This is a genomic window from Acinetobacter sp. UBA991 (assembly GCF_002292065.1).
GTDB lineage: Bacteria > Pseudomonadota > Gammaproteobacteria > Pseudomonadales > Moraxellaceae > Acinetobacter > Acinetobacter higginsii.
The window spans coordinates 50755-76304 of the sequence record NZ_DBBF01000042.1; the positions used below are offsets into that span (position 1 = coordinate 50755).

The following is a 25550-nucleotide window of genomic DNA, read 5'->3' on the forward strand; positions in this document are numbered from 1 at the left end:
TATCCCTTGAAAATAATCGGTAACAGCGGATTAAAAATCATCATCGAGGTCGAAGCTCTCTTCTTCGTCCAACATGCGATCTTCAGCTTTATCAATATCATTCATAACACGTTGGAAAAAACGTAATTTACGAACAGTATCACGTGCTTCTGCCCAGTCTTCGTCAGCAAAATCAATTTTAAATTCGCGAACTAAACCATCGATCCACTGTTGAATTTCAACTTTTAGTGTATTTAATTGCTCTGTAGATGTTGCTTCATCTAATTGTTCACGCATTTCGAGTGCAGATTGCAAAAATTCAAAATCACTAATGGATTGATCCAGATGATGATCTTGTTTTTTTAAGGCAAGCAGATACGCAGCACGACTATCAACTTGTGAAAGTACTTTAAATGCCTGATTGATTTCGCTCGACTTGATCAATGCCAGATCTTTGTCAGTGGCTTTATCTGGGTGATATTGCTGTTGCAAACTTAAAAACTGTTTTTTTAAAGCTGCTAAATCTATATCGAGTGCTTCGGGTAATTGGAACAACTCAAAATGATTCATGGGAGATGAATTCCGCTATTGATAAATACGTTAAAACAGTGCGGAACACACTGTTTTGACGAAAAGAAAGAGGGGTGTTGCCAGTTAAACAGTAAATGATTCACCGCAACCACATTCACCTTTTTGATTTGGGTTGTTAAATTCAAAGCCTTCATTTAGACCATTTTTGACATAGTCCATCTCTAAACCATTGAGATAAACCAAGCTTTTCGGGTCAACAAATACTTTAACACCAAGTTGTTCAAATACTTGGTCATGCGTGTCGACATCATCGACAAACTCAAGTACATAAGCCAACCCAGAACAACCCGAAGTTTTCACGCCAATACGAATGCCTTCGCCCTTACCACGATTTTGCAGGTAATTGCTGATGTGACTCGCAGCATTTTCAGTTAAATGGATCATGAAAACTCCAATGTTATTTCGTTCATCAATTAAGCTTTCGCTTTCTTGCCACGATAGTCTTCAATCGCAGCTTTAATTGCATCTTCAGCCAATACAGAGCAGTGTACTTTTACTGGTGGAAGTGCAAGCTCAGTCGCAATATCAATATTCTTGATTGATTGAGCTTCATCAAGCGTTTTACCTTTTAACCACTCGGTTACAAGAGAACTTGATGCAATTGCAGAACCACAGCCGTAAGTTTTGAAGCGAGCTTCTTCAATTACGCCATTGTCATCGACTTGAATTTGTAAACGCATTACGTCGCCACACGCTGGTGCACCGACCATACCTGTACCTACGTTTTCTGCATTTTTGTCTAAAACGCCAACATTACGAGGGTTTTCGTAATGATCAATTACTTTTTCGCTATAAGCCATGTTGCTTCTCCAAACCTCGGGGTCAGCCTAATATTAATATGAGGGTAAAAACACGTTTTTCAATTGAGGGTTCAATGAATTAGTGTTCAGCCCATTCAACTGTTGAAAGGTCGATACCTTCTTTGTACATATCCCAAAGCGGAGAAAGTTCACGCAACTTCTCAACTGCAGCTTTGGTAATTGTTAACACGTGATCAATATCTGCTTCAGTTGTGTATTTACCAAAACTGAAACGGATTGAACTGTGTGCTAACTCATCAGATAAACCTAAAGCACGTAAAACGTATGAAGGCTCTAAAGTTGCAGATGTACATGCTGAACCGCTTGAAACAGCAACATCTTTCAGTGCCATCATCAGTGATTCACCTTCAACAAAGTTGAAGCTGACATTTAGATAGTTTGCAACGTTTTGTGTTGGGTGGCCATTCAAGAACACTTGTTCAAGGTCTTGTAAACCATTCCAAAGCTTGTCGCGTAATTTACGGATACGCTCTTGCTCTGCTTGCATCGTTTTGCCAGCAATTTCAAAAGCCTCACCCATACCAACAATTTGGTGTGTCGCTAAAGTACCAGAACGCATACCACGCTCATGACCACCACCGTGCATTTGTGCTTTTAAGCGAACACGTGGGCTACGGCGAACAAAAAGTGCACCAATACCTTTAGGGCCATAAATTTTGTGACCAGAGAAACTCATCAAGTCGACTTTCATGGTTGAAAGATCAATTTCAACTTTACCAGCTGCTTGAGCGGCATCGACATGGAAGAATGTTTTATTGGCACGAGTTAATTCACCAATTGCAGCAACGTCTGTTACGGTACCGATTTCATTGTTCACCATCATGAGTGATACAAGAATGGTATCAGGGCGTAAAGCTGCTTTAACCATTTCAGGTGTAATTAAACCTGTACGTGGTTCTGGTTCTAAATATGTAATTTCGAAACCTTGTTCTTCAAGCTCACGGCAAGGATCTAACACAGCTTTGTGTTCGATTTTACTTGTAATGATGTGTTTGCCTTTTGAGCCGTAGAATTGAGCAATCCCTTTTAATGCAAGGTTGTCAGATTCAGTCGCACCTGAAGTCCAAACGATTTCACGAGGGTCTGCTTTGATTAAATTTGCAACTTGCTCACGCGCATACTCAGCTTTTTCTTCGGCTTGCCAACCATAAGCATGTGAACGTGACGCAGGGTTACCAAAAGTCCCTTCGAACGTTAAACACTCCACCATACGTTCTGCAACTTCAGGCAGTACAGGAGTGGTTGCTGCGTAATCAAGATAAATTGGACGTTTCATGTCAAATACCTGTAACCGATAGAAGGGCTGAATCTAAACTTGGTGAATTTTGGCGTAGAGCAACAGTTTGAACGTTGTCACGCGCAATTAAATCAGCAAGCGTGATTTTTGCGAGATAATCGGCAATATGGTGGGAGAGTTCTTGCCATAAGTCGTGCGTTAAACACATTGCACCATTCTGGCAGTTGCCTTTGTGGTCACAACGGGTTGCATCAACAGTTTCATTTACAGCTTCGATAATTTCTAGCACGGTGATTTCACTTGCAGTGCGCGCAAGGTGATAGCCACCATTTGCACCACGAACGCTTGAAACTAACCCATGACGTTTAAGTTTTGCGAATAACTGTTCTAAATAAGCGACTGAAATGGATTGGCGTGCTGCTATTTCCGCAAGCGTGATCGTTTGTTCAGTTGGCTGCAAAGCTAAATCAAGTAGAGCAGTCACTGCGTAACGACCGCGAGTTGTAAGACGCATGATTCGGTACACATGGTTAGACTAGATAGGTAAATTTTATGAATTCCGACTAAAATAGTCAAGTTTTAAATTGTCATTATCAGTGTGAAAAGTAAAATATATTGGAATTATTGTATCCACGTATTATAAACAAAAAAGGCAATGAAAATAAAGCTCAATACCGCAAAGCTGATATTAATCAAGCGCTGACGTTTTTGCAGGCGGTGAATACGGTTTTGATATTGTTTTACTTCAACCAACAAAGTGTTGATTTCAGAGCGCTGCTGATCAATTTTATCTAAGAGTGGGGCAATGCGTTGCTGAGATGCAACGGCTTCAGCTTCATCATTGAATAGATTTAACCATTGTTTCCAGTTTGCCAGAATGCTCGAGAGCGTAAGGTGTGGAAGTAAATCTAAAAATTCTTCAGCGAGAACGGCATCACCAAGGATACGCATATTGGTAATGCTACGCTGATTGTTAAACACAAAAATCTTAATCAGATCGATGAGTGTGCTATTAATCTCTAAATCGATGTTACGATCCAGTGCTTTCATATCGAACAACAGACCTTTTTCGGTAAATTGGATATAAAAGTCAAAGAACGGAATGTAGCTATTGATGCGAATCGTCATCTTTTTATCGATGAGCTTTTTTGCTTGCAAGCGCAATCCCGCATCATGCGTAAGGACGAAGGAGAAAAAAGTTTCTAAAACAATGATGACAATGTTTAGCAACAAATGGGGGTGTTTATGTCTTTGTTGCGTATCACTCATAGATCTCTTTTTCCTTGCCAATAACGTTAAAACAATAAAATCAGTAAACTTTGAGTATCCTTACTCAATTGTTAAAAATAATTTACATGACTTTATTGCTTTGTAGAACAGTTTTTTAAAACGATCAAGTCTTAACTTTGATATTATAAAAACATTTTTATGGTTAAATACGACATACTGTTTGTAAAGAGCTTAGGAGTAATGGTCAATGGATAACTCAAACATAGAAAATCCTAACGAAGAAGCTGAAGTAAAAACTAAGCCAAAATCAAAGAGTTCTAAAAAATCTGCACTGGATTTCAAAAAATATACACAACAAATTTGGCTTGCTGGTTTGGGTGCTTTTTCACGTGCTGAAGAAGAAGGAAATAAATTGTTTGACTCACTGGTCAAGGTCGGTGAAGAGCTTGAGTCGAAAACAGTCGATTTCGCAGACAATACGGTTGGCAAGGTCACAGAGAAAGCCAAAGAGTCTGTAACAGATACCAAAGACAAAGTTGAAAAGATTTTAGATACGGGCGTAAATCACTCTTTGAATCGTATTGGCTTGGTGACGCCGAAGGATCTTCAGCATATCGAACAGCTTCTTGTGCAGTTGCATATCAAAGTGGATGCATTGATTGAAGAAAATAACCAATTGAAGGCTAAATTGAATAAAAAGTAAAAAAAATGCAGGTAACTGGTCCGTTTATGTCGTTTTTCAGTATTTATTTTAATTAAAAGGTCTTTCTAGTATTGCGTTCTCCCCCAAAGCATTGCTATAAAGGCGTCATGGCCTTTTAAACTATAGCCTTGGATCTTAACAAACGATATTAAGAGGATATTTTTTATCATGAATAAATCAGAATTAATTGATGCGATTGCTGAAAAAGGGGGAGTGTCTAAATCGGATGCTGGTAAGGCACTCGATGCGACAATTGCATCAATCACTGAAGCACTTAAAAAAGGTGACACGGTTACTTTAGTTGGTTTCGGTACTTTCAGCGTGAAAGAACGTGCTGCTCGTACTGGTCGTAACCCTAAGACTGGTGAAGAACTTCAAATCAAAGCAAGTAAAGTACCTAGCTTCAAAGCTGGTAAGGGTTTAAAAGATTCGGTTGCGTAATCTTTTTAAATCAATAAACGCACCATTCAGGGTGCGTTTTTTATTTATTGAATGAAAAAGTTAATTTGATCTTTATTCTGCATTCATTCGTCTTTGTTTTTCAGTTAAAATTGCCCCGAAATAAAATATTGGAATTCTTATGGAATCGTTTCGTACTCTCATTAAGGGTTGGTTGGGTAAAGTCCTGCTCGTTTTGTTTTTGACCCCTTTAGCACTTGTAGGGATTGAAGGATATTTTAGTGGTAGCAATAAAGCAGACGTTGCGAAATCGGTAAACGGTCAAGATATTTCTAATAAAGAATTAGAAAGTGCAACCAAGAACTATAAAGACCAGTATTTGTCATTGGTCAAAGGTGATGAGTCTCTTTTAAATTTACCTGTCATTCAAGAAAAAGCATTGGATGCACTTGTTGCACGCAGTTTGTTGCAACAGCAAGCTGAAAAGTTAGGTATGACTTTAAGTGATGTACAGCTTGAGCAAATGTTAGCTCAGCAGCCAAGCTTCCAAGAAAATGGACAGTTTTCACAAAAATTATATGAAAACTATTTACGTTCTGTGGGAATGACGAATCAGGCGTTGATTGCTAGCTTGCGTCAAGACCATGCTCTTAAAATGATTTCAACATCATTGATGGATTATGCATTGGTGAGCAAGTCTGATGTACAGCAGTTAGCTAATTTGCAAACGGAACAACGTACTTTGCATTTGGCAAGTATTAAGTTAGATGATTATAAAAAAGGTGTGACAGTATCGAATCAAGAAATTGCTGACTATTACAACAAGCATAAAAACGAGTTTAAGCAAGTTGCCAGTGTTGATGTTGATTATGTTGTGCTTACACCAGCATTATTGCCGAAAGCAAACCTTGCGGTAACTGAAGCTGATTTACAGCAAGCTTATACTGCATTTGTGGACAAGCAACAAAAAGATGTAAAGCGTGAAGTTAAGCATATCTTAATTACCACAGATGCGCGTGATGACGCGGCTGCTCAGAAACTTGCCAATGAAGTTTACGCTAAAATTCAAGCAGGTGAGTCATTTGCTCAAGCAGCGGCTCAGTACTCTGAAGACCCAAGCTCTAAAGCGAATGGCGGTTTAGTTGAAGCTTATGCACCTGGGGTATTCTCAGCTGACTTTGATAATGCGGTTACTGCATTGAAAAATGGCCAGATTTCTAAACCTGTTAAAACACAATATGGTTATCACATCATTGAAGCCAATGCACCAGTTGCCAATATTCCTTCCTTTGAGGCTGAAAAAGCACGTTTAACGGCTGAGGTTGAAAAATCGAAAGCTGCGAATTTATTCAGTGATACAGTGAATAATTTAAACGAAATGGTTGTTGGTGGTGATTCACTTGATGTTGTTGCGCAAGAAGTAAAAGGTGCACGTATTGAATCTGCTAATGCTGTGACCTTAACAACCGATAATCCATATTTAAGTGATTTGAGTGTTAAAGCAAAATTGTTCAATGATGATGTGAAAAACGGTGATCGTAATGCATCTTCAAATATTCAAATGGCGAATGGTGATACGATTTGGATCAAAGTACGTAATTACCATGCAGCAGGTGTAAAACCTTTAAACGAGGCAACTGCTGATGTCAAAGCGAAAGTCATTGAAGCAAAAGCATACAAAGCTGCTCAAGCGAAAATTGCAGCAATCCTTGCTGACTTTAAAACTCAGCCAGCGGCTCAGGTGGTTGCTAAATCTCAAGTCACTTTTGAAAATGCAGGCACATTCGCTCGTTCACAAGGTTTAAAACGTCCTATTGAACGTGCAGCATTCAGCATTCCTGCACCAAGCAAAGATGGTTTATGGTCTGCAACGACTGCCAAGTTGCCAAATGAATTAGTGATCGTTGCTGTTTCAAATGTGAATAGTAGCGTAGCAAGCACTTTACCAGCAGAACAGTTACAAGAGTTGAATAAGCTTTATCAACAGTTCCGTGGTCAGCAGGTCTTGGAAGACTATACTGAATACTTGAAATCACAAGCAAAGATCAAATAAGTTTGTTCTAAGCATAAAAAAGCCAGTTTAAACAAACTGGCTTTTTTATTGGAGGCGATAAACTATTTTTTCTGAATAAATTTAGCTTCTTCAGATTGTGGGTATTGGCTGAGCAGCTTGCTTTTATATTGATTTGCTAAAGCAGTGTTTTTGTCTACTTCTTTGGCAATACTATATAACTGATAAACCGCACGAGACGCTTTAGCAGAATTTGGATAGCGTGTTGCTACAATATTATAGTTCTGTTTGGCAGCCTTATAGTCTACAGGCTCAACGGCTAAGTAAAATTCAGCTAACCAAAAATATGCATTACCAACATAAATACCATTCGGATGGTTTTTAATGAAGTTTTGCATTGGTTGAATGGCTTTTTTTGCACCACCTTGTTTATAGGCATCAAGTGCAACAGTATAGGCTGCTTTTTCTAACTCGATTTGATTGGTGGTATTGCTGGTTGTTGCTGTATTGGGCTGTGGTGGTTGCTCGGCGGCTGGTGCTTGTGGTTTCACAGGTGGTGTCTGTTGCTGTGCTGCGGGTGCTGTCGGTGCAATAACAGGTGCAGCCGTATCTGTGGCCGCGCCTGCCGTAGCTCCATCTTGAGCTTCAGGGTTATCTTCTGGTGGATCAATTTTTTGCGAAAGCAGTTCTAAGCGTTGATCAAGATCAGTATAGCGATTGGTGAGCTCTTTCTTTAATTGCTCTATCGCATTGTCATGTTCTTCAAGTTGACCACGTAACTTACGAATTTCTTCTTCAAGTTTTTGGTTCTTTTGCATGATTTCCCAGTTCAAGCTTGGAGAACCTGCAACAACATTATTGGCCTGTTGTTGGCTTAAAGAGCGCGATTCAATAGGAACATTGGCATATAAATGTGCACTGCTGAGCAGGGCAATAAAAAGTACGGAATGCTTTTTTAGCATAAAAATTCATCCATAAGTTGAAATATAAAGCTGTGGTCGAACAAGTCTTCACCTTTTACTTGCAACACACCAGATATAGATTTTTGATTAAGCCATTAAAACAGCAACTCATTTAAATGCAATAAGCATTTACAATCTTCAAGCACTTTTGAAGGAAATTGGTTGGTTGTTGTTTAATGTTTAAACACAATTAAAATAAATAGATAACAAATATATAGAGATTGATGAGGAATTAGGCAGTTGAGTTGAAAACTCGCTGAAAAACAGAGACAAGGCTTGCAACTCGGATAAAAATCTCTATACTTTGTCAGGCAATGGTAGCCCTGCTGGTAGCTTCGCAATTGTACTCTACGAACCCCGCCAGGACCGGAAGGTAGCAACGGTAGTAGAACTATGATGTGCCGAAGTCATGCTGGTAGGGCTGCCACCATTTATTCCTCTTCGCTCGTTCGAGCAATCGCTTTCATAATTACCCCCATATCAAAACCACGATATTGCAAAAATCGAACTTGTTTCGCTTTGATTTTAGGGTCAGTTGCGACTTCTTCTCCAAATTTTTTGACCTTAAGCTGATAGGCTTGATCAACCCAGTCTACTTCTTGAAGTTCCTCAGTAATCAGCTCTGCATCCAGTTGTTTTGCTTTTAATGCCTGTTTGATTCGTTGTAAGCCTTTACCTTTTCTAATTTGGCTGGCGAGCGTCAGCTCAGCGACACGTTGATCACTTTGATAGTTCTGTTGTGCTAATTCTTCGACAAGGTTGGCCACTTCATCTGGATTGATTGCATAGAGATTTAGTTTGCTGATTAATTCAGCTTTTGAATAATCACGACGCGTGAGCAGGGCAAAAGCATAGGAGCGTAATCGTTGCCCAGTGAGCGTTTTAGGTTTCTCGGTTTGATCTGAATTAAACATGCCTTCCTCATTAAAAAACGCCCCGAAGGGCGTTTCAGTTTAGATTTCTAGTAAATCTGGTTCTTCTTCGATCTCATTTTGAGCTGCTTCGTTTTTATTCTTGGTGAGAAGCTGTTCACGAATGATTTTTTCAATTTCTTGAGCCATCAATGGATTCTCTTCAAAATGACGAATCACATTATTTTTACCCTGCCCAATTTTGTTACCTTGGTATGAATACCAAGCACCTGCTTTTTGAACGATATCTTGTTGAACGGCTAAGTCAACGAGTTCGCCCAACTGGTTGGTACCTCGACCATACATGATCTGGAAGACCGCTTCTTTGAACGGAGGTGCCATCTTGTTTTTAACAACTTTAACGCGTGTTTCGTTACCTGTAATTTCATCGCCTTCTTTTACTGCACCGATACGACGAATATCTAAACGAACTGAAGCGTAGAATTTAAGCGCATTACCACCAGTCGTTGTTTCTGGGCTACCAAACATGACACCAATCTTCATACGGATTTGGTTAATGAAGATCACCATACAGTTCGAACGTTTTGCATTACCTGTGATTTTACGCAGTGCCTGACTCATCAAACGCGCTTGTAAGCCCATGTGTGAATCACCCATTTCGCCTTCAATTTCAGCTTTAGGCGTTAATGCAGCAACGGAGTCGACAACGATGAGATCAATTGCACCTGAACGAACCAACATGTCAGCAATTTCTAATGCCTGTTCACCGTGGTCGGGCTGTGAAACCAATAGGTTATCAATATCTACACCGAGTTTACGTGCATATTCAGGGTCTAAGGCATGTTCTGCATCGATAAATGCACATGTACCGCCATTCTTTTGACATTGTGCAATTGCTTGCAATGTCATGGTGGTTTTACCTGAAGATTCAGGACCGTAAATTTCAACAATACGACCCTTAGGTAATCCGCCAATCCCTAATGCGATATCGAGTGTTAAAGAACCCGTAGAAACAGCTTCAACTGCTAATACAGTGTTATCACCTAAGCGCATCACGGTATTTTTACCAAATTGCTTTTCAATCTGACCTAAGGCAGCTTGTAGCGCTTTACTTTTATTATCATCCATCTCAAAACCTCAAAACTTTATTTCTTAACGACTAACCCAAGTGGATGTATTGAATCTCAACTTGTTGGGACTTGAGTATAGTGGCAGATTCTAGTTGTTTATTCTACATCTGATCTGTGTCTATGCGACACGAGATGACGCATCCAAAAATAGAAAATATTCATCCCATCTATTCATCATGATAAGACCAGGATTCTACATTTTCTTGTTTAAAACGATTGATATCACGACGATCTTTTTTACTTGGTCGATGATCAGGTCGGGCTAGATTATGCAATTTTCGTTGTGAGGCATGCAACTCTCTGCGGGTAATACTTTCTGCTGTTTCTTCATAAAGCAGTTGCGCCATTGGTGCACCACCGCGGATGGCGGAAAGTGCTTTCACAACCACAGTTTTTTTATCGAGACCCTGTTGAATGGTGAGTTCCATTCCAACACGCACATCTCTAGAAACTTTAACGCGATCATTGTTGTGATGGACTTTGCCACCTTCAATCGCAGCTTTGGCAATTGAGCGTGTTTTAAAAAAACGAGCCGCCCAAAGCCATTTATCAATGCGCATGGCATCCATGCTTTCTGCTTCATGCTGTTTTGGCATCTGTTACCTGTTGGTTGGTTTCAAGATAATCAAAAAGTTCGGTTAAATGATCAAGTGCAGGGTATGGCAGCTCAGTTGCGGCTTTCGCAGCTTTGCTACTAGACGGCTGTAGAATACTGAATAACTGGCAGATACCAAAGTCTTCTGCACCTTTGAGCACGGCAACTGTATCGTCAATAAATACTGCTTGTGCGGGATCAAATGGGTGCAATTGTTGTAGCTTTTGCCAAAAAGCAACTTCTTCTTTGGCATGCCCGAGTTCTTCGCTACTGATCATAAGTTCAAAGTAGGGGCTTAGTTCTACATTTTCAAGTTTGAGTTGTAAGCCTGCACGATCTGCATTGGTCAGTAACCAACAGCGATAACCTTGGGCATTGAGTTGCTGCAGGAGTTGATGGCAGCCGACGCGAGCACGAATTTTTTCGCGATGCTCGTATTGCAGTTGTAATACATCAACTCCAACTTTAGCCGTCCAGTACGCCGAAGAATACCAAGATAGTGTATGCTTGTGTTGTTGGTAGAATTGAAACAGTGTTTGTTGGCTTTGCTCCAGCGTACATTGATGTACTTGAGCGTGTCGTTCAGGCAAACAATGATTCCAAATAAAATCATCAAAGGCTAAATCGAGTAAGGTGCCATCCATGTCAAACATGGCGATTGGTTGCTGCTGTAAATCTGAATATGACATAAGGTTGGTCTATGTTTATTAAAACGCTTGCTCCACAAGATCAGTTAATTTCACAACTTGTTCCGATCATGGCGCAGGCAAGTCAAATATTGTTGGAAGAATACCAAAGTTATTGTGCTGGTTGCGAGTTTAATATTCAGGAAAAAAGCGATGATTCGCCTGTAACGCAGGCTGATTTAAAGGTAAATCACTTTTTATTAAAGCACTTAGCGACAGTGACGCCTGAATTACCTGTGCTATCAGAAGAGAGTGATTACTCTGCTCGAGCGGCATGGCAGCGCTGTTGGATGCTAGATCCTCTGGATGGGACTAAAGAGTTTATTCATGAGCGTGACGAGTTCACGATTAATCTGAGTTTGATTGACGGTCACCAGACCATATTTGCGATTATTGCTGTGCCATGCGAGCAGGTGATGTACATCGGACATACCTCGCAATTACCGTATAAATATAGTTTTAGTCGACAAGAGTGGTTCCAATATCAGCTTGAAGAGCATGATATGGTGGCTCCTTTACAAATCGGTTTGAGCCATAACAGTAAAAATCCAAAATATAAAAACTTTATCGAGCCAATCTTACAAAATCGTAAGGTAGAGCGTCGTGAAGCAGGCAGTGCTTATAAGTTTTGTATGATGCTTGAAGGTGAAATTGACATTTATCCTCGGTTCCATCCAACATCAGAATGGGACACCAGCTCAGGCCAAGCCTTGTTAGAAAGTATTGGTGGTGGCTTGATGACCTTGGATCAAAAACCATTTCTATATAATCAACGCGAGACTGTGTTGAATGGTGGCTTTATCGCTTATCGTGATCAGCATTGCAAAAATATTGCATACGATGCGCTCAGTCGTTCTGGCATTTTAGATTGAGTGTTATCTGGCTCATGCTATAGTGAGTTAAATTAAAGCCTGTATGTGAATATGACTCTGCATTTATTGCCTAAAAGTATGTTTGAAGCAATTGATTTACTGCCAGATGCTTCAACGCCTGTGACTTTGTTTACACGCCACTCTTTACGTGAATTGGTGAATGGGCAAGGTTTGGCAGGCTATGATCTACAGTTGACTGAACAAGGTCGGGATTTGGCTTATGCTTGGGGGCAATATTTAATTCAAAATACGGATCGGGCGATTCAACATTGTATTTCCAGCCCGATTCAGCGCTGTGTGGATACTGCTGCTTTGATGATTGAAGGCGCTGATGAAACACGTAAAGTCGTTAATACCCATCAAATTGAAATTGTTGAGCAGCGTTTGTTGGTTGAACCGGGTAGCTTCGTGTTGGATATACAGCAGGCTGCACCTTATTTTCGTAAACAAGGTGCTTTAGGTTTTATTAATAGTTTTGTCAATAATGCTTTACCTGGGATGAAACATCCCATTACAGGCGTATTTGATGTATTGGAATTGCTTTATCATACCCATCCTACACAACAGAATGGTTTAAGCTTGGCTGTAAGTCATGACACGATTCTTGCTGCCATTGTTGCGGTGATTTCTGGTAAAAATCAAATTGAACAAACGGATTGGCCAGACATGATGGAGGGTTTGTTTGTATGGTTTGAGGGTGAGGACTTTGCGGAAAGTCAATTAAAATGGATTTGGCGTGGTGAGCGGCAAGCGTTAGAAATAAAGCAGTTTTTGAATCGCTAGTTCTAATTGATAATAAAAATGTTGCTTTGAAATATTAAAATCAAATCGGATAATAACTCACTAATCAAGAGCATTAGACTGCTGTTGATGTGAATCCAAACCGATCATTTGGATTCAAATATCAACATGATTGAATTAAAGTCTGATTAACCACATTTTCCAATTTTTTGTCCTTCGATATTGCTGAGGTTTGCTTGCAACTTGGTTGAAGCTGAACAGTGAATATTCCCTGAAATTATTGACTTATCTAAACTTAATATTGTCGCAGCTTGTGCAATATGTATATCACCACTGACACTTGAGTTAATTAATTTGATTGCTTTTGCTTGGTTAGCTTGAATGCTGCCTTGGATAGACGAGCTATTTAAAATCAAACTGCCACCTTTCCCGATATTTACATCGCCTTCAATTGACGAATTGTTGAGTGTGCAATTTGCACCTGCGGGAACAGTGAGAGCACTGACCGTATTGTTCTCGATCGTATTTGTGCAGCTTGCAGCAAAACTGAGACTACTGCATGAAAAAAGTGCGACTGCGATGATAACCTTCCCATTCTTATTCATTTGGCTCTCCAGTTTTTGTAGATTGATTGTTGCTCAAAACTTAAATTTAAATGAATTCTATATGCCTGAAATAGGTAGTTTGAGTGAGGGAAGTGTAGTGCTGTTGGTGGGGTTATGTTCAATTTGGAAATGTAAATAAAATTGAATTAGATTAAAAGTGTAATAAATCCAGTATTTCTTGTTTTTACGATAAATTAATTTCCCTTCCTGCTATTTAAGTTGATAGTATATATAAATACATGATTTATATTAACTTTAACTAATTAACTTAATTTGTCATTAACGATAATTTATCAAGTTTTTCTTGGGGAAGTGTGATGCAATTACAACTTAAACATTTAACGGTTTGTTTGTTATCGGCCATGCTCGTCGCTTGCGGTGGTGGTGCAGATCATTCAAATGCAACAAATAATACCGAGCCGCCAAAAAATGATCATGGTACTGGAGGGAATACCAATCCTACGCCAGGTGATGGAACCAATGAGTTACCGGGTGATGGGACGCCTGAGACACCAAATAATGGCTCAGGAACTACTGTGCCAGAACTACCAAATGGCGGTAATACTGGTACAGGTGGTGTCACACCAGAAGTTCCGAATACTGGCAATAATGGTTCGGGAACGACAACACCTGAAACACCGAATAATGGTAATAACAGTTCAGGAACGACAACACCTGAAACGCCAAATGGCGGTAATACTGGTTCAGGTGGTGTTACACCAGAACTGCCTAATACTGGCAATAATGGTTCAGAAAATACAAAACCTGAAACACCGAACAATGGTAATAATGGTTCGGATAACACGACACCAGAAACACCGAGCCAAGGTGGAGGCGGAAATACAGAAACACCGTCCATTCCACCTGTGGTAGAAAAGTATCCAGAACCTCGTAAAAATATAATAGATGAATCGGTGCTTGGTTTTTATGATTACGATAAGCTTGGACTGCCACGTCTACTGCGTAATGATCTAAATGGCAGTTTTGCTGCGATGTTGCAATTTGCACAAAGTCATGTGGTCAATCCTAAGAATAATGAAAAAGACTCAATGCCGCGTCTAACCACAGAAAAAGATGCCTTGTTGTTGGTGACACCATTGGCAGAAATGGGTGATTTACAGAAGCTACAAGTCGAAATTTATCAAGGCAATCAACTACTCAGAACGGTTAAATTGAAAGAGCCGTCAAGAATTGCAGCTTCTGATCAATCCAATACTGATGGGCGTCCGCCTGTGAGTTACTCTAAAAGAGCATGGACGGTTGCCTTAAAATGGAATGAAATTCGTGCCGGTTTACATCTCCGCGTGGTTGATCCACTGAATAATCGTAGCGGTGATTTAACTTCCGACAATATTGATTTGGCTGCACCAGGTGAATTGGTAGTGCAAAATATCCGTTTGGGCTTATTAACGGACCCTCCGAAGTCAACAGGCCACTATATGTTGCTTGAACCTGCCAAAGCGGGGACAGATTATTTTCAGACCATTCCTGCTGCACGTATGATTGTGACCAAATATGAGGATTTAAAGCTGAATAAAGTCATGGTCGCAAGTGGTGTGATCTACGACTCGGCAAGTGCAACCACGGGTGATGTTTATAGTGGTGATATGCGTGAAAACACGGCTAAATCGACTTTTGGTGTGGGGATTAATTTAGCCAATTGGGGTGTCACCAGTGCTTCAATGGCGAGCCAAGAACAGCCACAAATTACGCAAAGTGTGGTGGCCCATTATGCACGCGGCAAATACAGCAACGGTGAGGCAACTCATGGCCTCAGTGGCGGGAATGGTATGCTGACCTTGATTGACTCTGTAGGTAATGAGTTTAGTCATGAAATTGGTCATCATTATGGATTGGGGCATTATCCTGGTTCTGTCGGGGATAATATGTTCTGGGCAGCGCATCATGCTGATAGTGGCTGGGGCTATATTGCGTTTAGAAATAAAATGCGCGGTAATCTCAATTGGACTACCACTAATTTAGGTGATGGTGCAAATGGTGTACCGAATTTTCTGAATAAATATGCCTATGGTTGGGATGCGATGTCTGGTGGTGCGACGGCAAGTAGCATTTCTAAATATACTCATTACACCGGCTATAGTACCTATTTAAAAATTCAGCCTGCATTTGATCGTTATGTTTGGGATGCAACTTCTCCAACGGGTTATAAAAAATGGAATGCCACAACTCGGATGATGGAGGTTGCTCAGCCTAAAACACCAAACTCAAGTAATGTTTGGTATAACCGTGCTGATGGTAATTACTTGAAACCAAAAATGTTTGGTGTGCCAGTCTATACGATTTTGGGGGGATATGATCCAGAGGCGCAGGTTGGCTTGGTTTATCCTGCTGCAAAAGGGAATTGGGGTAATGTATTTGATCTACCACAAGCCAATCCAAATTCAGTAACAGCAAGTTGTTGGCTGAATGTGCAGTTTGCCAGTACGAGTCAAAATATTGCTTTAGCACCACAACGAATGAACTCGAATAGCAACGCCAATAAATTCCATGTCAACCTTGCGCAAAGTGAAGCACCGCAGCAAGTGAATTTGTATTGTAAAAAGGCCAATCAAGCAGCTGTGCTACTTTCAAGTACATCTATTCCTGTGAGTACAGTGGCTCTAGCACCTGCAGTTGAAATTGGTAAAGAAGCAGAATACTCAGCTCTTAGAGCGATTGAGTTGCCTCAATTAGAGCAGGCCTTAGTCGAGAATAAAAACAAGCCAGTTGTAAATCTTTCGACGGATGCAAAGTTACTATTTGATTCATATAGAACCTTTAAAGATCAACTATCACCTGATGCTCAGAATGAGATGGTACGTTATACCCAGCAGCAAATTAAGCTTTATCGACTCAATCGCTGGATCAATGTATATCGTTCGGATTTGACCAATTTAAATTCCGATGCATTAACTGCATTCCATGCTTTTGTTGAAAAGTTAGAACTCAAAGGTGATTTGAATTTTGCATCAAGCACCAGTTTATTAAACAGAACCAATTGTTTAAAAGCTGAGAAGTTGGCGAATGGTGATTTAAATGCATTTATTAGTGGATCAACAGGCTGTGTCGGTGATGACTCTGAGAAATGGATTTATGATGCATTGGGTAAAATCCATAATAAGCAATATATAGATCAGTGTTTAACGACTACAGCTGGTAATGTTATCAATCTCACACCTTGTAGCAGTGCAAGTAGTCAAGTGTGGGAGCTTGATACAACTGCGCTGGCGATTAAGCAATCGAATCAGTGCTTCGATTTGGAGGGTGGCTACTTAACCAATAATCGTGCACGTCTAATTCGCTATCGTTGTACCAGTGGTGCCAATCAAAAATGGACGATTCCAGTCGTAAATAACAGCCTCGTTCTTGCTGGTTTGTCTGCAAAGAATCTGGTATTGGCGACTAAGCTTTTACAATCTAGTCCTTAATGATTTGGGTATTTTATCTCAACGTCATAAGTTGATGATATGAAGTCCTTCGGGACTTCATATTTTTTTATGCAGAGTATTTTCTTAGAAAGTTGAAAAAAATAATAAAAGTGCACTTTTAAAATGTAGAAATTTTCGTCATGATAGGCTTATAAAAAGAGAAACTTGACGCATAATTGGATAAAAAGATGTTATTAAACACGATTTACTTATGGGAGCCTGAGGTTTTTACAGGTAAAGTCCCTTCGGAAGATGATTCACATCAAGTTGCTTTTGAACTGCATCAACAATATCGCCATATCTCTAGTCATGGTAGAACTTTGCAAGCATGGTTGAACTTATTTAGCAACAAGATTTGTGATCCGCAATACCAATCTTATTTTTCTGAACAGACGCAACAATGGGTGCAAGGGATTAAGACTAAGTTCGCTCAAGGGTTATGTGCCAGTGTGCAAGTAGATGTTCTAGCAAATGAAGCACAAAATGATGCGGTCTATCGGGTCTTTTATGAGGCCGCGCATGAAACAGGAATTGGCTTCTATGAGTCAAATTATAATGTGTGGGGAGTGGGTGAGTTACAATCCCCTGAAAATGCGGTTTCAAATATGTTGCAGCCATATTTGTTAGAACCTTTAAAAATCAAAGTGACTGAACCAATTTCTGAGCCTAAAAAGCAATTAAATCATTTTCAAATACCACAAAGCATGCCTGAAGCGGAACAATTGATTAGTCAATGGTTTGAGCAGCAAAGTTATGCCCAGCATTTAAAGTTGGATGTATTTAATGTTGCACATGATTTTATTTCAAATTGGGGCAATATTGGACGGCCTGAATTGGCGTTGGATGCAGGATATCGATGCTTTTTACTGACCCAAAAGCAGCTTGGTATTTTCTATCAGTTGAAAATGGTGCTTAGGAAATTAACAGTCAGTCCAATGCTGTCTTTTGCGATGGATTTTACGGATCGTTTTATTCCTGATCAATTGCAAGAGCAGTTGCCTGAACGCCTGATTTTTCGTCTACGTTCAATAGATGTGCATAAAAATACGGGGCAAAAAAATAATGTAGAACCGAGTTTTGCGTTGATGGGGCGCTGGGATACACAAACAGATATTCAGGATTTCTTTACTAACTTAGATGCTTATATCAATTTTATTTTTTCAAATCTAGGGCAAGGTCGGTTAGAAGTATTACAGGCATGGGCTTACGGTGATATGCCAGTAGATATTAAAATCGATTTGGATTTTCGCTTTGAGTTGATGATGATTGCATTAAGCCAAGATCAGTTGTATTTGCAAGAACGCTATCAACAGCATAAGGCTTTGTTGATGCAGAGCAATGCTCGAGCGAGCGATTTGGGTTTGTTGGAGGAGAGTTATATATTATGCCAAAAGCTGCTCAAGATCGTGACAGAGGCGGGAACGGGCTTACAGCCTTATGTGAAAAATTAATGGCAATAAAAAAGCCCGAAAAATTCGGGCTTTTTTATGTGCATCAAATTAGTTAGCTAATGCTTTAACTTGAGCGTTCAAGCGGCTCTTATGACGAGCAGCTTTATTTTTGTGGATGATGCCTTTATCAGCCATACGGTCGATTACAGGTACAGCTGTTTTATAAGCTTCTGTAGCAACAGCATAATCACCAGCAGCGATCGCATTTACAGTACGTTTGATGTAAGTACGAACCATAGAACGTAAGCTTGCGTTGTGTTTACGTGCTTTAACGTTTTGACGAGCACGTTTTTTAGCTTGAGCAGAGTTTGCCACTCGTGCACTCCTTGAAAATAAGTTGGTCTGGGCGGGCTGAAGTTAAAACCAATAAAACATTAGCAACATTCACCAGCCCGTAAACAAGTGCCATATTTTGAGGAAACTAAGCCGCGAAGTCAAGTCTTGTGATACTTTTAAGTACATTTAACAGGTGAAAACTGTGCAAGAAAACGTTACATTAGCCTTAGATATTGATTGGAATAAATAAAAATGAAAATAGGTGATAAAAAGGCAATCGTCATTGGTGCTACAGGTTTGGTTGGTCAAGCACTCATTGATGAGTTACAACATTCGGATGACTTCAATGCGATTACCGTTGTTGTCAGAAAAAAATCAGATACATTAAAAACTTACAGTAAAGTTAATCAGCTTGTTTTAGAAGATTTCTTATTACTCAATGATGAGGATGTTAGTGCTTATACGCATGCATTCAGCTGCTTGGGAAGCACCATAAAACAAGCAGGATCGAAAGAAGCATTTTACGCGATTGACTATGAAATTAATGCCCATTTTGCTGATTTAGTTCAGGATAAAAATATTCATTTATTAATGGTCAGTGCGTTGGGAGCGAATGCTAATTCACCAGTTTTCTATAATAAAGTAAAAGGTGAGTTGGAAAACTACCTCAAAAGCTTGTCAATTTATAAGCTATCGATCTTCCAGCCGTCACTATTAATTGGTAAACGAAGTGAAGTGCGGGTCTTGGAAGATATGGCTCAAACGATTTTTAAGCTCGTTGAAAAGACATGGACCAGACCGTTTAAACTTAAACCTGTAATGGCTGAGCAATTGGCGCATACTATGTTGCTTGCGGCACAAACGCAGACAGCTGCATTCAAACTCTATGACAATTTAAGCATACAACAAAGCAAATAATGGAGAATTTCAGTGACAACGATCCCTTTCGTAACGTGTGATTTGTTAGATGATAATCCTGAAAAAGACCTACAAGTGGTAATACCCTCACTCGATGGTAAATTCTTTAAAAGTTATGGTGCGCGTAAGACCTTTGGTGGGCAAGTGGTTACTGTAAAGTGTTTTGAAGATAACTCCCGTGTGAAAGAACTTTTGGCAACTGATGGTACTGGCAAAGTCTTGGTTGTTGATGGTGGTGCTTCAATGCGTTGTGCATTGATGGGAGATTTGATTGCGGAGTCTGCGGTAAAGCATCACTGGAATGGCGTGGTGATCTATGGTTGCGTACGTGATGTCGATGCGATTGCAGAATTGGATTTAGGCGTACATGCATTGGCTGCAATCCCGCAAAAAAGTAATCGTAAAGGCATAGGTGAAGTTGATATCACATTGTATTTTGGCAGTGTGACGATCAATTCTGGTGATTATCTCTATGCAGATAATAACGGTATTGTGATTGCAAAAGAAAAACTAGTCGATTGCTAAAAGGATAGCGTTATGTTGAAAATGGTGAACCATCAATTCAAGGTTTTACAATCTGTGGTGGCAAGTGTGATTGAAGGTGGGAGAGGTGTCTCTGGTACACCATTTCCAAATCAACCTGCAAAAGCACTTAAGCTCTATGAATTCGAAGGTTCTCCATTTTGTCGTCGTGTCCGCGAAGTCATCACCTTGTTGAATTTGGATGTAGAAATTTATCCATGTCCTAAAGGTGGTCAAAAGTACCGCCAAATCGTCAAAGCAAAAGGTGGGAAACGCCAATTTCCATTCTTGATTGATGAAAATACAGGTGACCAATTATATGAGTCACAACAAATTATTCATCACTTGTTTAAACATTATGGGAACAGTGGGAAGACACCGAAGAAATTTAGTCATTACCCAAAACTGCCTTATGTCTCTACTTTAGCAACAGTTGCTAATGCAGCGCGTGGTGTATGGATTAACCAGCAGATTGTTGATCGTCCAGCACCAGCTGAATTATTGGAGCTGTGGAGCTTCGAGGCCAGTCCTTATACTCGTTTGGTACGTGAAGTTTTGACTGAATTAGAACTGCCTTATATTTTGCATAATGTCTCAAAAGAACGTTGGCAGGACATGGGACCAGCAGCTTTGCGTTTAAAACCTGGAAAATATATTCCATTGCCTAATGGCAAACGCGAAAAGGTTGTAGAAGTGATGGGGAGAGATATTCAGGTTCCGTATTTGGTTGATCCGAATACTGGCGTAAAAATGTTTGAATCTGCCAAGATTGTTGAATATTTAAAAACGCAGTATGGAAAATAAATGTTGAGAAAGCATCTTGTAGAAGATGCTTTTTTTATAGGTGGTTGTGATGTGAATGTTGCTTGATTGGTCGTTTTAGCGGTTTAATACCAGTGAAAAGTAGAGTGAAGTGATTGATCGATGTTAAGCCAGCTGAGCAGCCTATTCAAAAGTTCTAAAGAGACACCTGAGCAGTTATTTTTAAAAGAACATGCTTTAGCATTTGATGCAGAGCAGGGCACGATTCTAAATGGTGTGGTGTTAAATAGCTTGAGCATTCGTTTGGAATATTTTTCTAATCGAAAATTAGATCGATTTGATGATTTAGAAAAGCTATTTCGGATTGCACCGCAAATTAATGAAAAGATCGATTTGGAAATTCATTCACAACGCTTTGTTGAGCGATTAGGAAATACAGAAGAAAATTTAAAAGAGTTGAAGCAAGCGATTAAAGTGTTAAACGACTATTATGTGAAGTTTAAGCGGGCGAGATAGTAATGAAAGTTTAAATTCAGATGGGTGGTTTTTTTGTGGTTTTAAATGTAAAAAAGGGAATAAATCTAAAGACTTAATCCCTTTTTTTGATCAGGTCGGAGATTATTTTTCAATAATCGCCGTTACACCTTGACCACCAGCAGCACAGATCGAAACAAGAATACGACCTGAACCTTTTTCATTTAAGATTTTCGCAGCAGTCGCGATGATACGACCACCTGTAGCAGCGAATGGGTGACCCGCAGCTAAAGAAGAACCTTTGATGTTGAGCTTGCTACGATCAATTGAACCTAAAGGTGCATCTAAACCTAAACGCTCTTTACAGAATTTTTCATCTTCCCAAGCTTTCAAGGTAGAAAGAACTTGTGATGCAAATGCTTCGTGGATTTCATAGTAGTCGAAATCTTGAAGTTTAAGGCCAGCACGCTCAAGCATACGCGGAACTGCATAAGCAGGCGCCATCAATAAACCTTCTTTCTTACCAACGAAATCAACTGCGGCAGTTTCAGAGAAAGTTAAGTAAGCAAGTACTTCGTGACCATTTGCTTTCGCCCATTCTTCAGACGCTAAAAGTACACATGAAGCACCATCAGTCAGTGGAGTCGAGTTACCCGCTGTCATGGTTGCAGCTTCGCCTTTACCAAAGACTGGTTTTAATTTTGCTAATTTCTCAGCAGTCGAGTCAGCACGTAAGTTGTTGTCACGATTTAAACCCAAGAATGGTGTAATTAAGTCATCGAAGAAACCTTCTTCATATGCTTTTGCCATTTTTTGGTGAGAAGAAGCAGCAAGAATGTCTTGTTCTTCACGTGGAATACCCCACTCAAGTGCAGTGATTGCTTGGTGGTCACCCATAGATAAACCCGTACGTGGCTCACCATTTTTAGGTGCATCCATAAGATCTTTAACATTAATTTTTGCTAGAGCTTTTAAACGGTCTTTACCAGTTTTAGCAATGTTAAGCTCTAATAATGCTTTACGTAAGCCATCACCGAAAGCGATTGGTGCATCAGAAGTGGTATCCACACCACCTGCGATACCCACTTCGATTTGACCTAAAGCAATTTTGTTTGCTACAAGAAATGCTGCTTGTAAACCTGTACCACATGCTTGTTGAATGTCATATGCAGGCGTTTCTGGTGCAAGTTGAGTATTTAAAACACACTCACGAGTCATGTTGAAATCACGGCTGTGCTTTAATACTGCACCAGCAACCACTTCACCTAGGCGTTGACCTTGTAGGTTGAAGCGCTCAACCAAACCGTTTAACGCAGCTGTAAACATGTCGATGTTAGAAGCTGTGAAATAAGCGCCGTTAGAGCGAGCGAAAGGAATACGGTTACCGCCGATAATGGCAACACGGCGCACAGTGTTTTGGCTCATGGTTTTATCCTGTTGAACAGAAGGTTTGGTTGTTTTAGCTGTAGCTGCTTTCGTCGTAGTAGATGATGCAGCAGTGCTTTTTGTAGTCCCCGCACTACGTGTTGTAGAGCGAGCACGCGTTGTTTTAGGTGTCGTCGTTGTCGCTTTCGGAGTTGTGCTTGCAGTTTTACGCGAAGTTGAAGCTGCTTTTGATGTATTTGACACAGTCTCTTGAGCGGAAGTCTCGACTGCTGGATTTTCTTGAGTTGTTTTGCTCATAAGGCTTTTCCAAGCATAATTGCGATATTCTTGCTACAAACATACCATATTTCAAATACTGCTGTATTGACTAGAATGACGCTTGAGACCACATTCAGGTCAAGACATCTAGACATGAACTCAAGTATGATTTGTTATGAGTCAATCAGACATTGATTTCATGCCATATCCCAACATGATTCATGTGTTTGTAACAAATTCATTTGTATGAGAGATAATAACCATGACCGATCAGTACCAAGCATTTACACAATCACCTCTAGGTAAGTTTGTCGTAAAAAATCTAGGTTTACCATCGCCAGTTGCGCTAGATCGTTTTGAAAGTGCTCAACCAGTTGTAAATGGTGCAGTATTGCTTGGCGCAGCACCATCAAGCACGGTTTCTGCTGCGATTGCTCAAGTTCTTAGCAACATTCATGCAGATAGCTATGTGGGCAATAATGTCGAATTACAACAAACTGCTGCAAAAGTAGGTTTAAATCTTCGTCCTCTTAATGCAGATGACAAAGAATCTAAATTTAAAGCGGTTGTATTTGATGCGTCTGGCATTCAAGATTCAGAACAATTAAAAGCGTTATACGACTTCTTCAATCCAATCGCACGTCAAATCTCAAGTTCAGGTCGTGTGATCGTGATTGGTACTACACCTGAGACTGCAAAAACAGTAAAACAAGCGATTGCACAACGTGCGCTTGAAGGTTTTATCAAATCTGTTGGTAAAGAATTCAAAAAGGGTATTACTGCACAAGTGGTCTATGTCGACCAAGGCGCAGAAGCAAACCTTGAATCAACTTTACGTTTCTTGATTTCACCACGTTCTGCTTATGTATCTGGTCAAGTGATCCGTGTGTCTAAAGCAGATGTGGTTGATTTAGATTGGGCGAAACCACTTGCGGGTAAAACAGCATTAGTCACTGGTGCGAGCCGTGGTATTGGTGAAGCGATTGCGCATGTATTGGCGCGTGATGGTGCACATGTCATTTGTTTAGACGTTCCACAACAACAAGCTGATCTTGAGCGTGTTGCGGGTTCAATAGGTGGTTCAGTATTGGCAATCGACATCACTGCTGCTGATGCGGGTGAGAAAATTAAAACTGCTGCTGCAAAACAAGGCGGCGTAGACGTTATTGTTCATAACGCTGGAATTACCCGTGACAAAACTTTGGCAAATATGAAGCCTGAGCTTTGGGATCTTGTAATCAATATTAACTTGTCTGCAATTGAGCGTGTTAACGATTACTTACTATCTCATGATGGTTTAAATGCAAATGGTCGTATCGTTTGTGTATCATCAATTAGTGGTATCGCAGGTAACCTTGGTCAAACTAACTATGCTGTGTCGAAAGCAGGTGTAATTGGTTTGGTTAAATTTACTGCGCCGACATTAAAGAATGGTATTACCATCAATGCGGTTGCACCAGGTTTTATCGAAACACAAATGACTGCCGCGATTCCGTTCGCAATTCGTGAAGCAGGTCGTCGTATGAACTCGATGAACCAAGGTGGCTTACCTGTAGATGTGGCTGAAGCAATTGCTTGGTATGCGTCTACTGGTTCAACAGGTGTAACAGGTAACGTTGTTCGCGTCTGCGGTCAAAGCTTGTTAGGTGCCTAAGCATTAGGGTTTTGAAGAGGGGTGCTTGTGCATCCCTTTTTTATAAAAATATTGAAAGGTTTATTATGAATACACGTCATTTTAGTCAGTTGCCAAAACCTTATTTAGCTTATCCAAAAGTCATTCAAGGTCTCATTTTCAAAAAACCAAAAGGTGAAAAGGTTCTGCCACAAGTTGAGTATGTGGTGGATACACTTAAGATTGATAGCAAACATTTAGAAAGCTATAACGAGATTTGTGGTTTTAAAAATGATGGTTTCGTGCCAGCAATCTATTTGGCAGTTTTGTCGCAAAGTCTGCAAATGCACATGATGACCAGTGAAGCATTTCCATTCCCGATCTTGGGTTTGGTGCATATTCGTAATCAGATCAAACAAACTCGCAAAATTGGTGTGAATGAGCAAATTACTTTATCGTGCAAGTTTGGTGAGCTAAAACCGCATGACAAAGGTTTACAGTTTGATTTCATCACGACTGCGAAAGTCGGTGGTGAAGTGGTGATGGAAAGTTTAACCACTTATTTATCACGCCAAAAAACTGAGAAAAAAGCAGTTGAAAAAGCCAAAGAAGTGAAAGAACCTGCTTACCAACCACAAGCAGAATGGAATATTTCTGAAAATACCGGCCGTCGTTATGCCGTGATTTCGGGTGACTTTAACTTGATTCATATCCATGCTGTGACTGCAAAAGCGTTTGGCTTTAAACAAGCGATTGCACATGGGATGTGGAGTAAAGCTAAAGCTTTGGCAAGTATCGAATTACCTGCGGCTTATGAGGCAGATGTTTGGTTCAAACTACCAATGTTCTTACCTTCTACGGTGGAGTTTTTAACTGCAGCCGAGCCAAAACAAACAGATTTCTTGATTCGTAATGTGAAATCTAAAAAGCCACATGTTGCGGGTACAGTGAAAGCACTTTAATTACGATCATGTCGTGTAAATGCTCCCTGTTGTTCGCAACAGGGATCTGCTAACAAGTATAAATATC

General features: G+C 40.1%; 27 protein-coding genes and 1 other RNA gene. 14 read left to right on the plus strand and 14 right to left on the minus strand.

Translation table 11 applies throughout. The features are described from left to right. Positions 1–30 precede the first annotated feature (30 nt). The 6 genes from hscB to B2727_RS17560 all read right to left on the minus strand — a co-directional run bounded on the left by hscB (position 31) and on the right by B2727_RS17560 (position 3897). The gene (gene hscB / locus B2727_RS17535; protein WP_005189614.1) at positions 31–549 is read right to left on the minus strand and encodes a Fe-S protein assembly co-chaperone HscB; all 519 of its coding nucleotides are present in this window, start codon (positions 547–549) and stop codon (positions 31–33) included. An 84-nt stretch (positions 550–633) separates the two neighbouring features. Next, positions 634–954 (minus strand): iron-sulfur cluster assembly protein IscA, encoded by a 321-nt coding sequence (gene iscA, locus B2727_RS17540; protein ID WP_004807977.1) that lies wholly within the window; start codon positions 952–954, stop codon positions 634–636. 29 nt (positions 955–983) lie between these two features. Then, on the minus strand, positions 984–1370 hold the full coding sequence (iscU, locus tag B2727_RS17545) for a Fe-S cluster assembly scaffold IscU (protein ID WP_004652980.1): 387 nt from the start codon (positions 1368–1370) through the stop codon (positions 984–986). A 79-nt stretch (positions 1371–1449) separates the two neighbouring features. Further along, entirely contained in the window at positions 1450–2667 is a 1218-nt protein-coding gene (locus tag B2727_RS17550; protein ID WP_004807975.1) for an IscS subfamily cysteine desulfurase, read from the minus strand. A 1-nt stretch (position 2668) separates the two neighbouring features. Then, complete coding sequence (locus B2727_RS17555; RefSeq protein WP_004807972.1) at positions 2669–3142, minus strand: Rrf2 family transcriptional regulator; 474 nt, start codon at positions 3140–3142, stop codon at positions 2669–2671. 107 nt (positions 3143–3249) lie between these two features. Further along, positions 3250–3897, minus strand: a complete 648-nt coding sequence (locus tag B2727_RS17560; protein WP_004807970.1) for a hypothetical protein — start codon at positions 3895–3897, stop codon at positions 3250–3252. A 208-nt stretch (positions 3898–4105) separates the two neighbouring features. Between B2727_RS17560 and B2727_RS17565 the strand changes: the two genes are divergently transcribed. The 3 genes from B2727_RS17565 (at position 4106) to B2727_RS17575 (ending at position 7013) form a co-directional block, all read left to right on the plus strand. Further along, the gene (locus tag B2727_RS17565) at positions 4106–4561 is read left to right on the plus strand and encodes a phasin family protein (protein ID WP_004807968.1); all 456 of its coding nucleotides are present in this window, start codon (positions 4106–4108) and stop codon (positions 4559–4561) included. Positions 4562–4729: 168 nt separating this feature from the next. Next, positions 4730–5002, plus strand: a complete 273-nt coding sequence (locus tag B2727_RS17570; protein ID WP_004639426.1) for an HU family DNA-binding protein — start codon at positions 4730–4732, stop codon at positions 5000–5002. A 139-nt stretch (positions 5003–5141) separates the two neighbouring features. Next, the gene (locus B2727_RS17575; RefSeq protein ID WP_033134093.1) at positions 5142–7013 is read left to right on the plus strand and encodes a SurA N-terminal domain-containing protein; all 1872 of its coding nucleotides are present in this window, start codon (positions 5142–5144) and stop codon (positions 7011–7013) included. Positions 7014–7075: 62 nt separating this feature from the next. On the opposite strand, the gene B2727_RS17580 is transcribed toward B2727_RS17575, so the two are convergent. Next, positions 7076–7933 (minus strand): YbgF trimerization domain-containing protein, encoded by an 858-nt coding sequence (locus B2727_RS17580; RefSeq protein WP_004807964.1) that lies wholly within the window; start codon positions 7931–7933, stop codon positions 7076–7078. A 324-nt stretch (positions 7934–8257) separates the two neighbouring features. Here B2727_RS17580 and ffs point away from each other — a divergent pair. Further along, positions 8258–8354: signal recognition particle sRNA small type (gene ffs, locus B2727_RS17585), an RNA gene on the plus strand. Positions 8355–8364: 10 nt separating this feature from the next. On the opposite strand, the gene B2727_RS17590 is transcribed toward ffs, so the two are convergent. The 4 genes from B2727_RS17590 to B2727_RS17605 all read right to left on the minus strand — a co-directional run bounded on the left by B2727_RS17590 (position 8365) and on the right by B2727_RS17605 (position 11219). After that, positions 8365–8847, minus strand: a complete 483-nt coding sequence (locus B2727_RS17590) for a regulatory protein RecX (RefSeq protein ID WP_005202859.1) — start codon at positions 8845–8847, stop codon at positions 8365–8367. Between the two features lie 39 nt (positions 8848–8886). Then, the gene (gene recA, locus B2727_RS17595) at positions 8887–9933 is read right to left on the minus strand and encodes a recombinase RecA (protein WP_004807961.1); all 1047 of its coding nucleotides are present in this window, start codon (positions 9931–9933) and stop codon (positions 8887–8889) included. Between the two features lie 169 nt (positions 9934–10102). Beyond that, positions 10103–10531, minus strand: coding sequence for an RNA-binding S4 domain-containing protein (locus tag B2727_RS17600; RefSeq protein ID WP_004807958.1), 429 nt, complete (start codon positions 10529–10531; stop codon positions 10103–10105). Beyond that, the gene (locus tag B2727_RS17605; RefSeq protein WP_033134092.1) at positions 10515–11219 is read right to left on the minus strand and encodes an HAD-IA family hydrolase; all 705 of its coding nucleotides are present in this window, start codon (positions 11217–11219) and stop codon (positions 10515–10517) included. The genes B2727_RS17600 and B2727_RS17605 overlap by 17 nt, the downstream gene beginning before the upstream one ends. A gap of 11 nt (positions 11220–11230) precedes the next feature. Here B2727_RS17605 and B2727_RS17610 point away from each other — a divergent pair, with 11 nt between their 5' ends. Both B2727_RS17610 and B2727_RS17615 read left to right on the plus strand, forming a co-directional pair. After that, positions 11231–12088: a 3'(2'),5'-bisphosphate nucleotidase CysQ family protein gene (locus B2727_RS17610; protein ID WP_033134091.1), complete on the plus strand. Its 858-nt coding sequence runs from the start codon at positions 11231–11233 to the stop codon at positions 12086–12088. Between the two features lie 51 nt (positions 12089–12139). Continuing rightward, positions 12140–12871: a histidine phosphatase family protein gene (locus tag B2727_RS17615; RefSeq protein ID WP_005202872.1), complete on the plus strand. Its 732-nt coding sequence runs from the start codon at positions 12140–12142 to the stop codon at positions 12869–12871. Between the two features lie 146 nt (positions 12872–13017). On the opposite strand, the gene B2727_RS17620 is transcribed toward B2727_RS17615, so the two are convergent. Next, positions 13018–13434 (minus strand): hypothetical protein, encoded by a 417-nt coding sequence (locus tag B2727_RS17620; RefSeq protein WP_241345345.1) that lies wholly within the window; start codon positions 13432–13434, stop codon positions 13018–13020. 317 nt (positions 13435–13751) lie between these two features. On the opposite strand from B2727_RS17620, the gene B2727_RS17625 reads away from it, so the two are divergent. After that, the gene (locus B2727_RS17625; RefSeq protein ID WP_033134089.1) at positions 13752–16862 is read left to right on the plus strand and encodes a M66 family metalloprotease; all 3111 of its coding nucleotides are present in this window, start codon (positions 13752–13754) and stop codon (positions 16860–16862) included. 188 nt (positions 16863–17050) lie between these two features. Further along, positions 17051–18313, plus strand: a complete 1263-nt coding sequence (locus B2727_RS17630; RefSeq protein WP_033134088.1) for a hypothetical protein — start codon at positions 17051–17053, stop codon at positions 18311–18313. Between the two features lie 48 nt (positions 18314–18361). On the opposite strand, the gene rpsT is transcribed toward B2727_RS17630, so the two are convergent. Next, positions 18362–18628: a 30S ribosomal protein S20 gene (rpsT, locus tag B2727_RS17635; RefSeq protein WP_004807943.1), complete on the minus strand. Its 267-nt coding sequence runs from the start codon at positions 18626–18628 to the stop codon at positions 18362–18364. 213 nt (positions 18629–18841) lie between these two features. Between rpsT and B2727_RS17640 the strand changes: the two genes are divergently transcribed. The 4 genes from B2727_RS17640 to B2727_RS17655 all read left to right on the plus strand — a co-directional run bounded on the left by B2727_RS17640 (position 18842) and on the right by B2727_RS17655 (position 21307). Beyond that, complete coding sequence (locus B2727_RS17640; protein ID WP_033134087.1) at positions 18842–19507, plus strand: NAD(P)H-binding protein; 666 nt, start codon at positions 18842–18844, stop codon at positions 19505–19507. A 12-nt stretch (positions 19508–19519) separates the two neighbouring features. Continuing rightward, positions 19520–20032 (plus strand): ribonuclease E activity regulator RraA, encoded by a 513-nt coding sequence (rraA, locus tag B2727_RS17645; protein ID WP_005189586.1) that lies wholly within the window; start codon positions 19520–19522, stop codon positions 20030–20032. 12 nt (positions 20033–20044) lie between these two features. Further along, positions 20045–20833, plus strand: a complete 789-nt coding sequence (locus B2727_RS17650; protein WP_005316336.1) for a glutathione S-transferase N-terminal domain-containing protein — start codon at positions 20045–20047, stop codon at positions 20831–20833. A 120-nt stretch (positions 20834–20953) separates the two neighbouring features. Continuing rightward, a complete protein-coding gene (locus B2727_RS17655) occupies positions 20954–21307 on the plus strand; it encodes a hypothetical protein (RefSeq protein ID WP_005316333.1) in 354 nt (117 codons plus the stop codon). 102 nt (positions 21308–21409) lie between these two features. On the opposite strand, the gene B2727_RS17660 is transcribed toward B2727_RS17655, so the two are convergent. After that, entirely contained in the window at positions 21410–22948 is a 1539-nt protein-coding gene (locus tag B2727_RS17660) for an acetyl-CoA C-acetyltransferase (RefSeq protein WP_033134086.1), read from the minus strand. Between the two features lie 223 nt (positions 22949–23171). On the opposite strand from B2727_RS17660, the gene B2727_RS17665 reads away from it, so the two are divergent. Next, positions 23172–24563, plus strand: a complete 1392-nt coding sequence (locus B2727_RS17665) for a 3-oxoacyl-ACP reductase (protein WP_005189566.1) — start codon at positions 23172–23174, stop codon at positions 24561–24563. Positions 24564–24628: 65 nt separating this feature from the next. Next, positions 24629–25483, plus strand: a complete 855-nt coding sequence (locus B2727_RS17670) for a MaoC family dehydratase (RefSeq protein ID WP_033134085.1) — start codon at positions 24629–24631, stop codon at positions 25481–25483. The last annotated feature ends 67 nt before the right edge of the window (positions 25484–25550 follow it).

Bases quoted from the DNA above. Each gene is read 5' to 3' on its own strand.
- B2727_RS17560 (WP_004807970.1), bottom strand. From the start codon at position 3,897: ATGAGTGATACGCAACAAAGACATAAACACCCCCATTTGTTGCTAAAC.
- hscB (WP_005189614.1), bottom strand. From the start codon at position 549: ATGAATCATTTTGAGTTGTTCCAATTACCCGAAGCACTCGATATAGAT.
- B2727_RS17580 (WP_004807964.1), bottom strand. From the start codon at position 7,933: ATGCTAAAAAAGCATTCCGTACTTTTTATTGCCCTGCTCAGCAGTGCA.
- B2727_RS17670 (WP_033134085.1), top strand. From the start codon at position 24,629: ATGAATACACGTCATTTTAGTCAGTTGCCAAAACCTTATTTAGCTTAT.
- B2727_RS17660 (WP_033134086.1), bottom strand. From the start codon at position 22,948: ATGAGCAAAACAACTCAAGAAAATCCAGCAGTCGAGACTTCCGCTCAA.
- B2727_RS17615 (WP_005202872.1), top strand. From the start codon at position 12,140: ATGACTCTGCATTTATTGCCTAAAAGTATGTTTGAAGCAATTGATTTA.
- B2727_RS17665 (WP_005189566.1), top strand. From the start codon at position 23,172: ATGACCGATCAGTACCAAGCATTTACACAATCACCTCTAGGTAAGTTT.
- recA (WP_004807961.1), bottom strand. From the start codon at position 9,933: ATGGATGATAATAAAAGTAAAGCGCTACAAGCTGCCTTAGGTCAGATT.
- B2727_RS17620 (WP_241345345.1), bottom strand. From the start codon at position 13,434: ATGAATAAGAATGGGAAGGTTATCATCGCAGTCGCACTTTTTTCATGC.
- B2727_RS17590 (WP_005202859.1), bottom strand. From the start codon at position 8,847: ATGTTTAATTCAGATCAAACCGAGAAACCTAAAACGCTCACTGGGCAA.
- B2727_RS17650 (WP_005316336.1), top strand. From the start codon at position 20,045: ATGTTGAAAATGGTGAACCATCAATTCAAGGTTTTACAATCTGTGGTG.
- B2727_RS17555 (WP_004807972.1), bottom strand. From the start codon at position 3,142: ATGCGTCTTACAACTCGCGGTCGTTACGCAGTGACTGCTCTACTTGAT.
- iscA (WP_004807977.1), bottom strand. From the start codon at position 954: ATGATCCATTTAACTGAAAATGCTGCGAGTCACATCAGCAATTACCTG.
- B2727_RS17610 (WP_033134091.1), top strand. From the start codon at position 11,231: ATGTTTATTAAAACGCTTGCTCCACAAGATCAGTTAATTTCACAACTT.
- B2727_RS17565 (WP_004807968.1), top strand. From the start codon at position 4,106: ATGGATAACTCAAACATAGAAAATCCTAACGAAGAAGCTGAAGTAAAA.
- B2727_RS17605 (WP_033134092.1), bottom strand. From the start codon at position 11,219: ATGTCATATTCAGATTTACAGCAGCAACCAATCGCCATGTTTGACATG.
- B2727_RS17570 (WP_004639426.1), top strand. From the start codon at position 4,730: ATGAATAAATCAGAATTAATTGATGCGATTGCTGAAAAAGGGGGAGTG.
- B2727_RS17655 (WP_005316333.1), top strand. From the start codon at position 20,954: ATGTTAAGCCAGCTGAGCAGCCTATTCAAAAGTTCTAAAGAGACACCT.
- B2727_RS17600 (WP_004807958.1), bottom strand. From the start codon at position 10,531: ATGCCAAAACAGCATGAAGCAGAAAGCATGGATGCCATGCGCATTGAT.
- B2727_RS17550 (WP_004807975.1), bottom strand. From the start codon at position 2,667: ATGAAACGTCCAATTTATCTTGATTACGCAGCAACCACTCCTGTACTG.
- B2727_RS17625 (WP_033134089.1), top strand. From the start codon at position 13,752: ATGCAATTACAACTTAAACATTTAACGGTTTGTTTGTTATCGGCCATG.
- B2727_RS17575 (WP_033134093.1), top strand. From the start codon at position 5,142: ATGGAATCGTTTCGTACTCTCATTAAGGGTTGGTTGGGTAAAGTCCTG.
- iscU (WP_004652980.1), bottom strand. From the start codon at position 1,370: ATGGCTTATAGCGAAAAAGTAATTGATCATTACGAAAACCCTCGTAAT.
- B2727_RS17640 (WP_033134087.1), top strand. From the start codon at position 18,842: ATGAAAATAGGTGATAAAAAGGCAATCGTCATTGGTGCTACAGGTTTG.
- B2727_RS17630 (WP_033134088.1), top strand. From the start codon at position 17,051: ATGTTATTAAACACGATTTACTTATGGGAGCCTGAGGTTTTTACAGGT.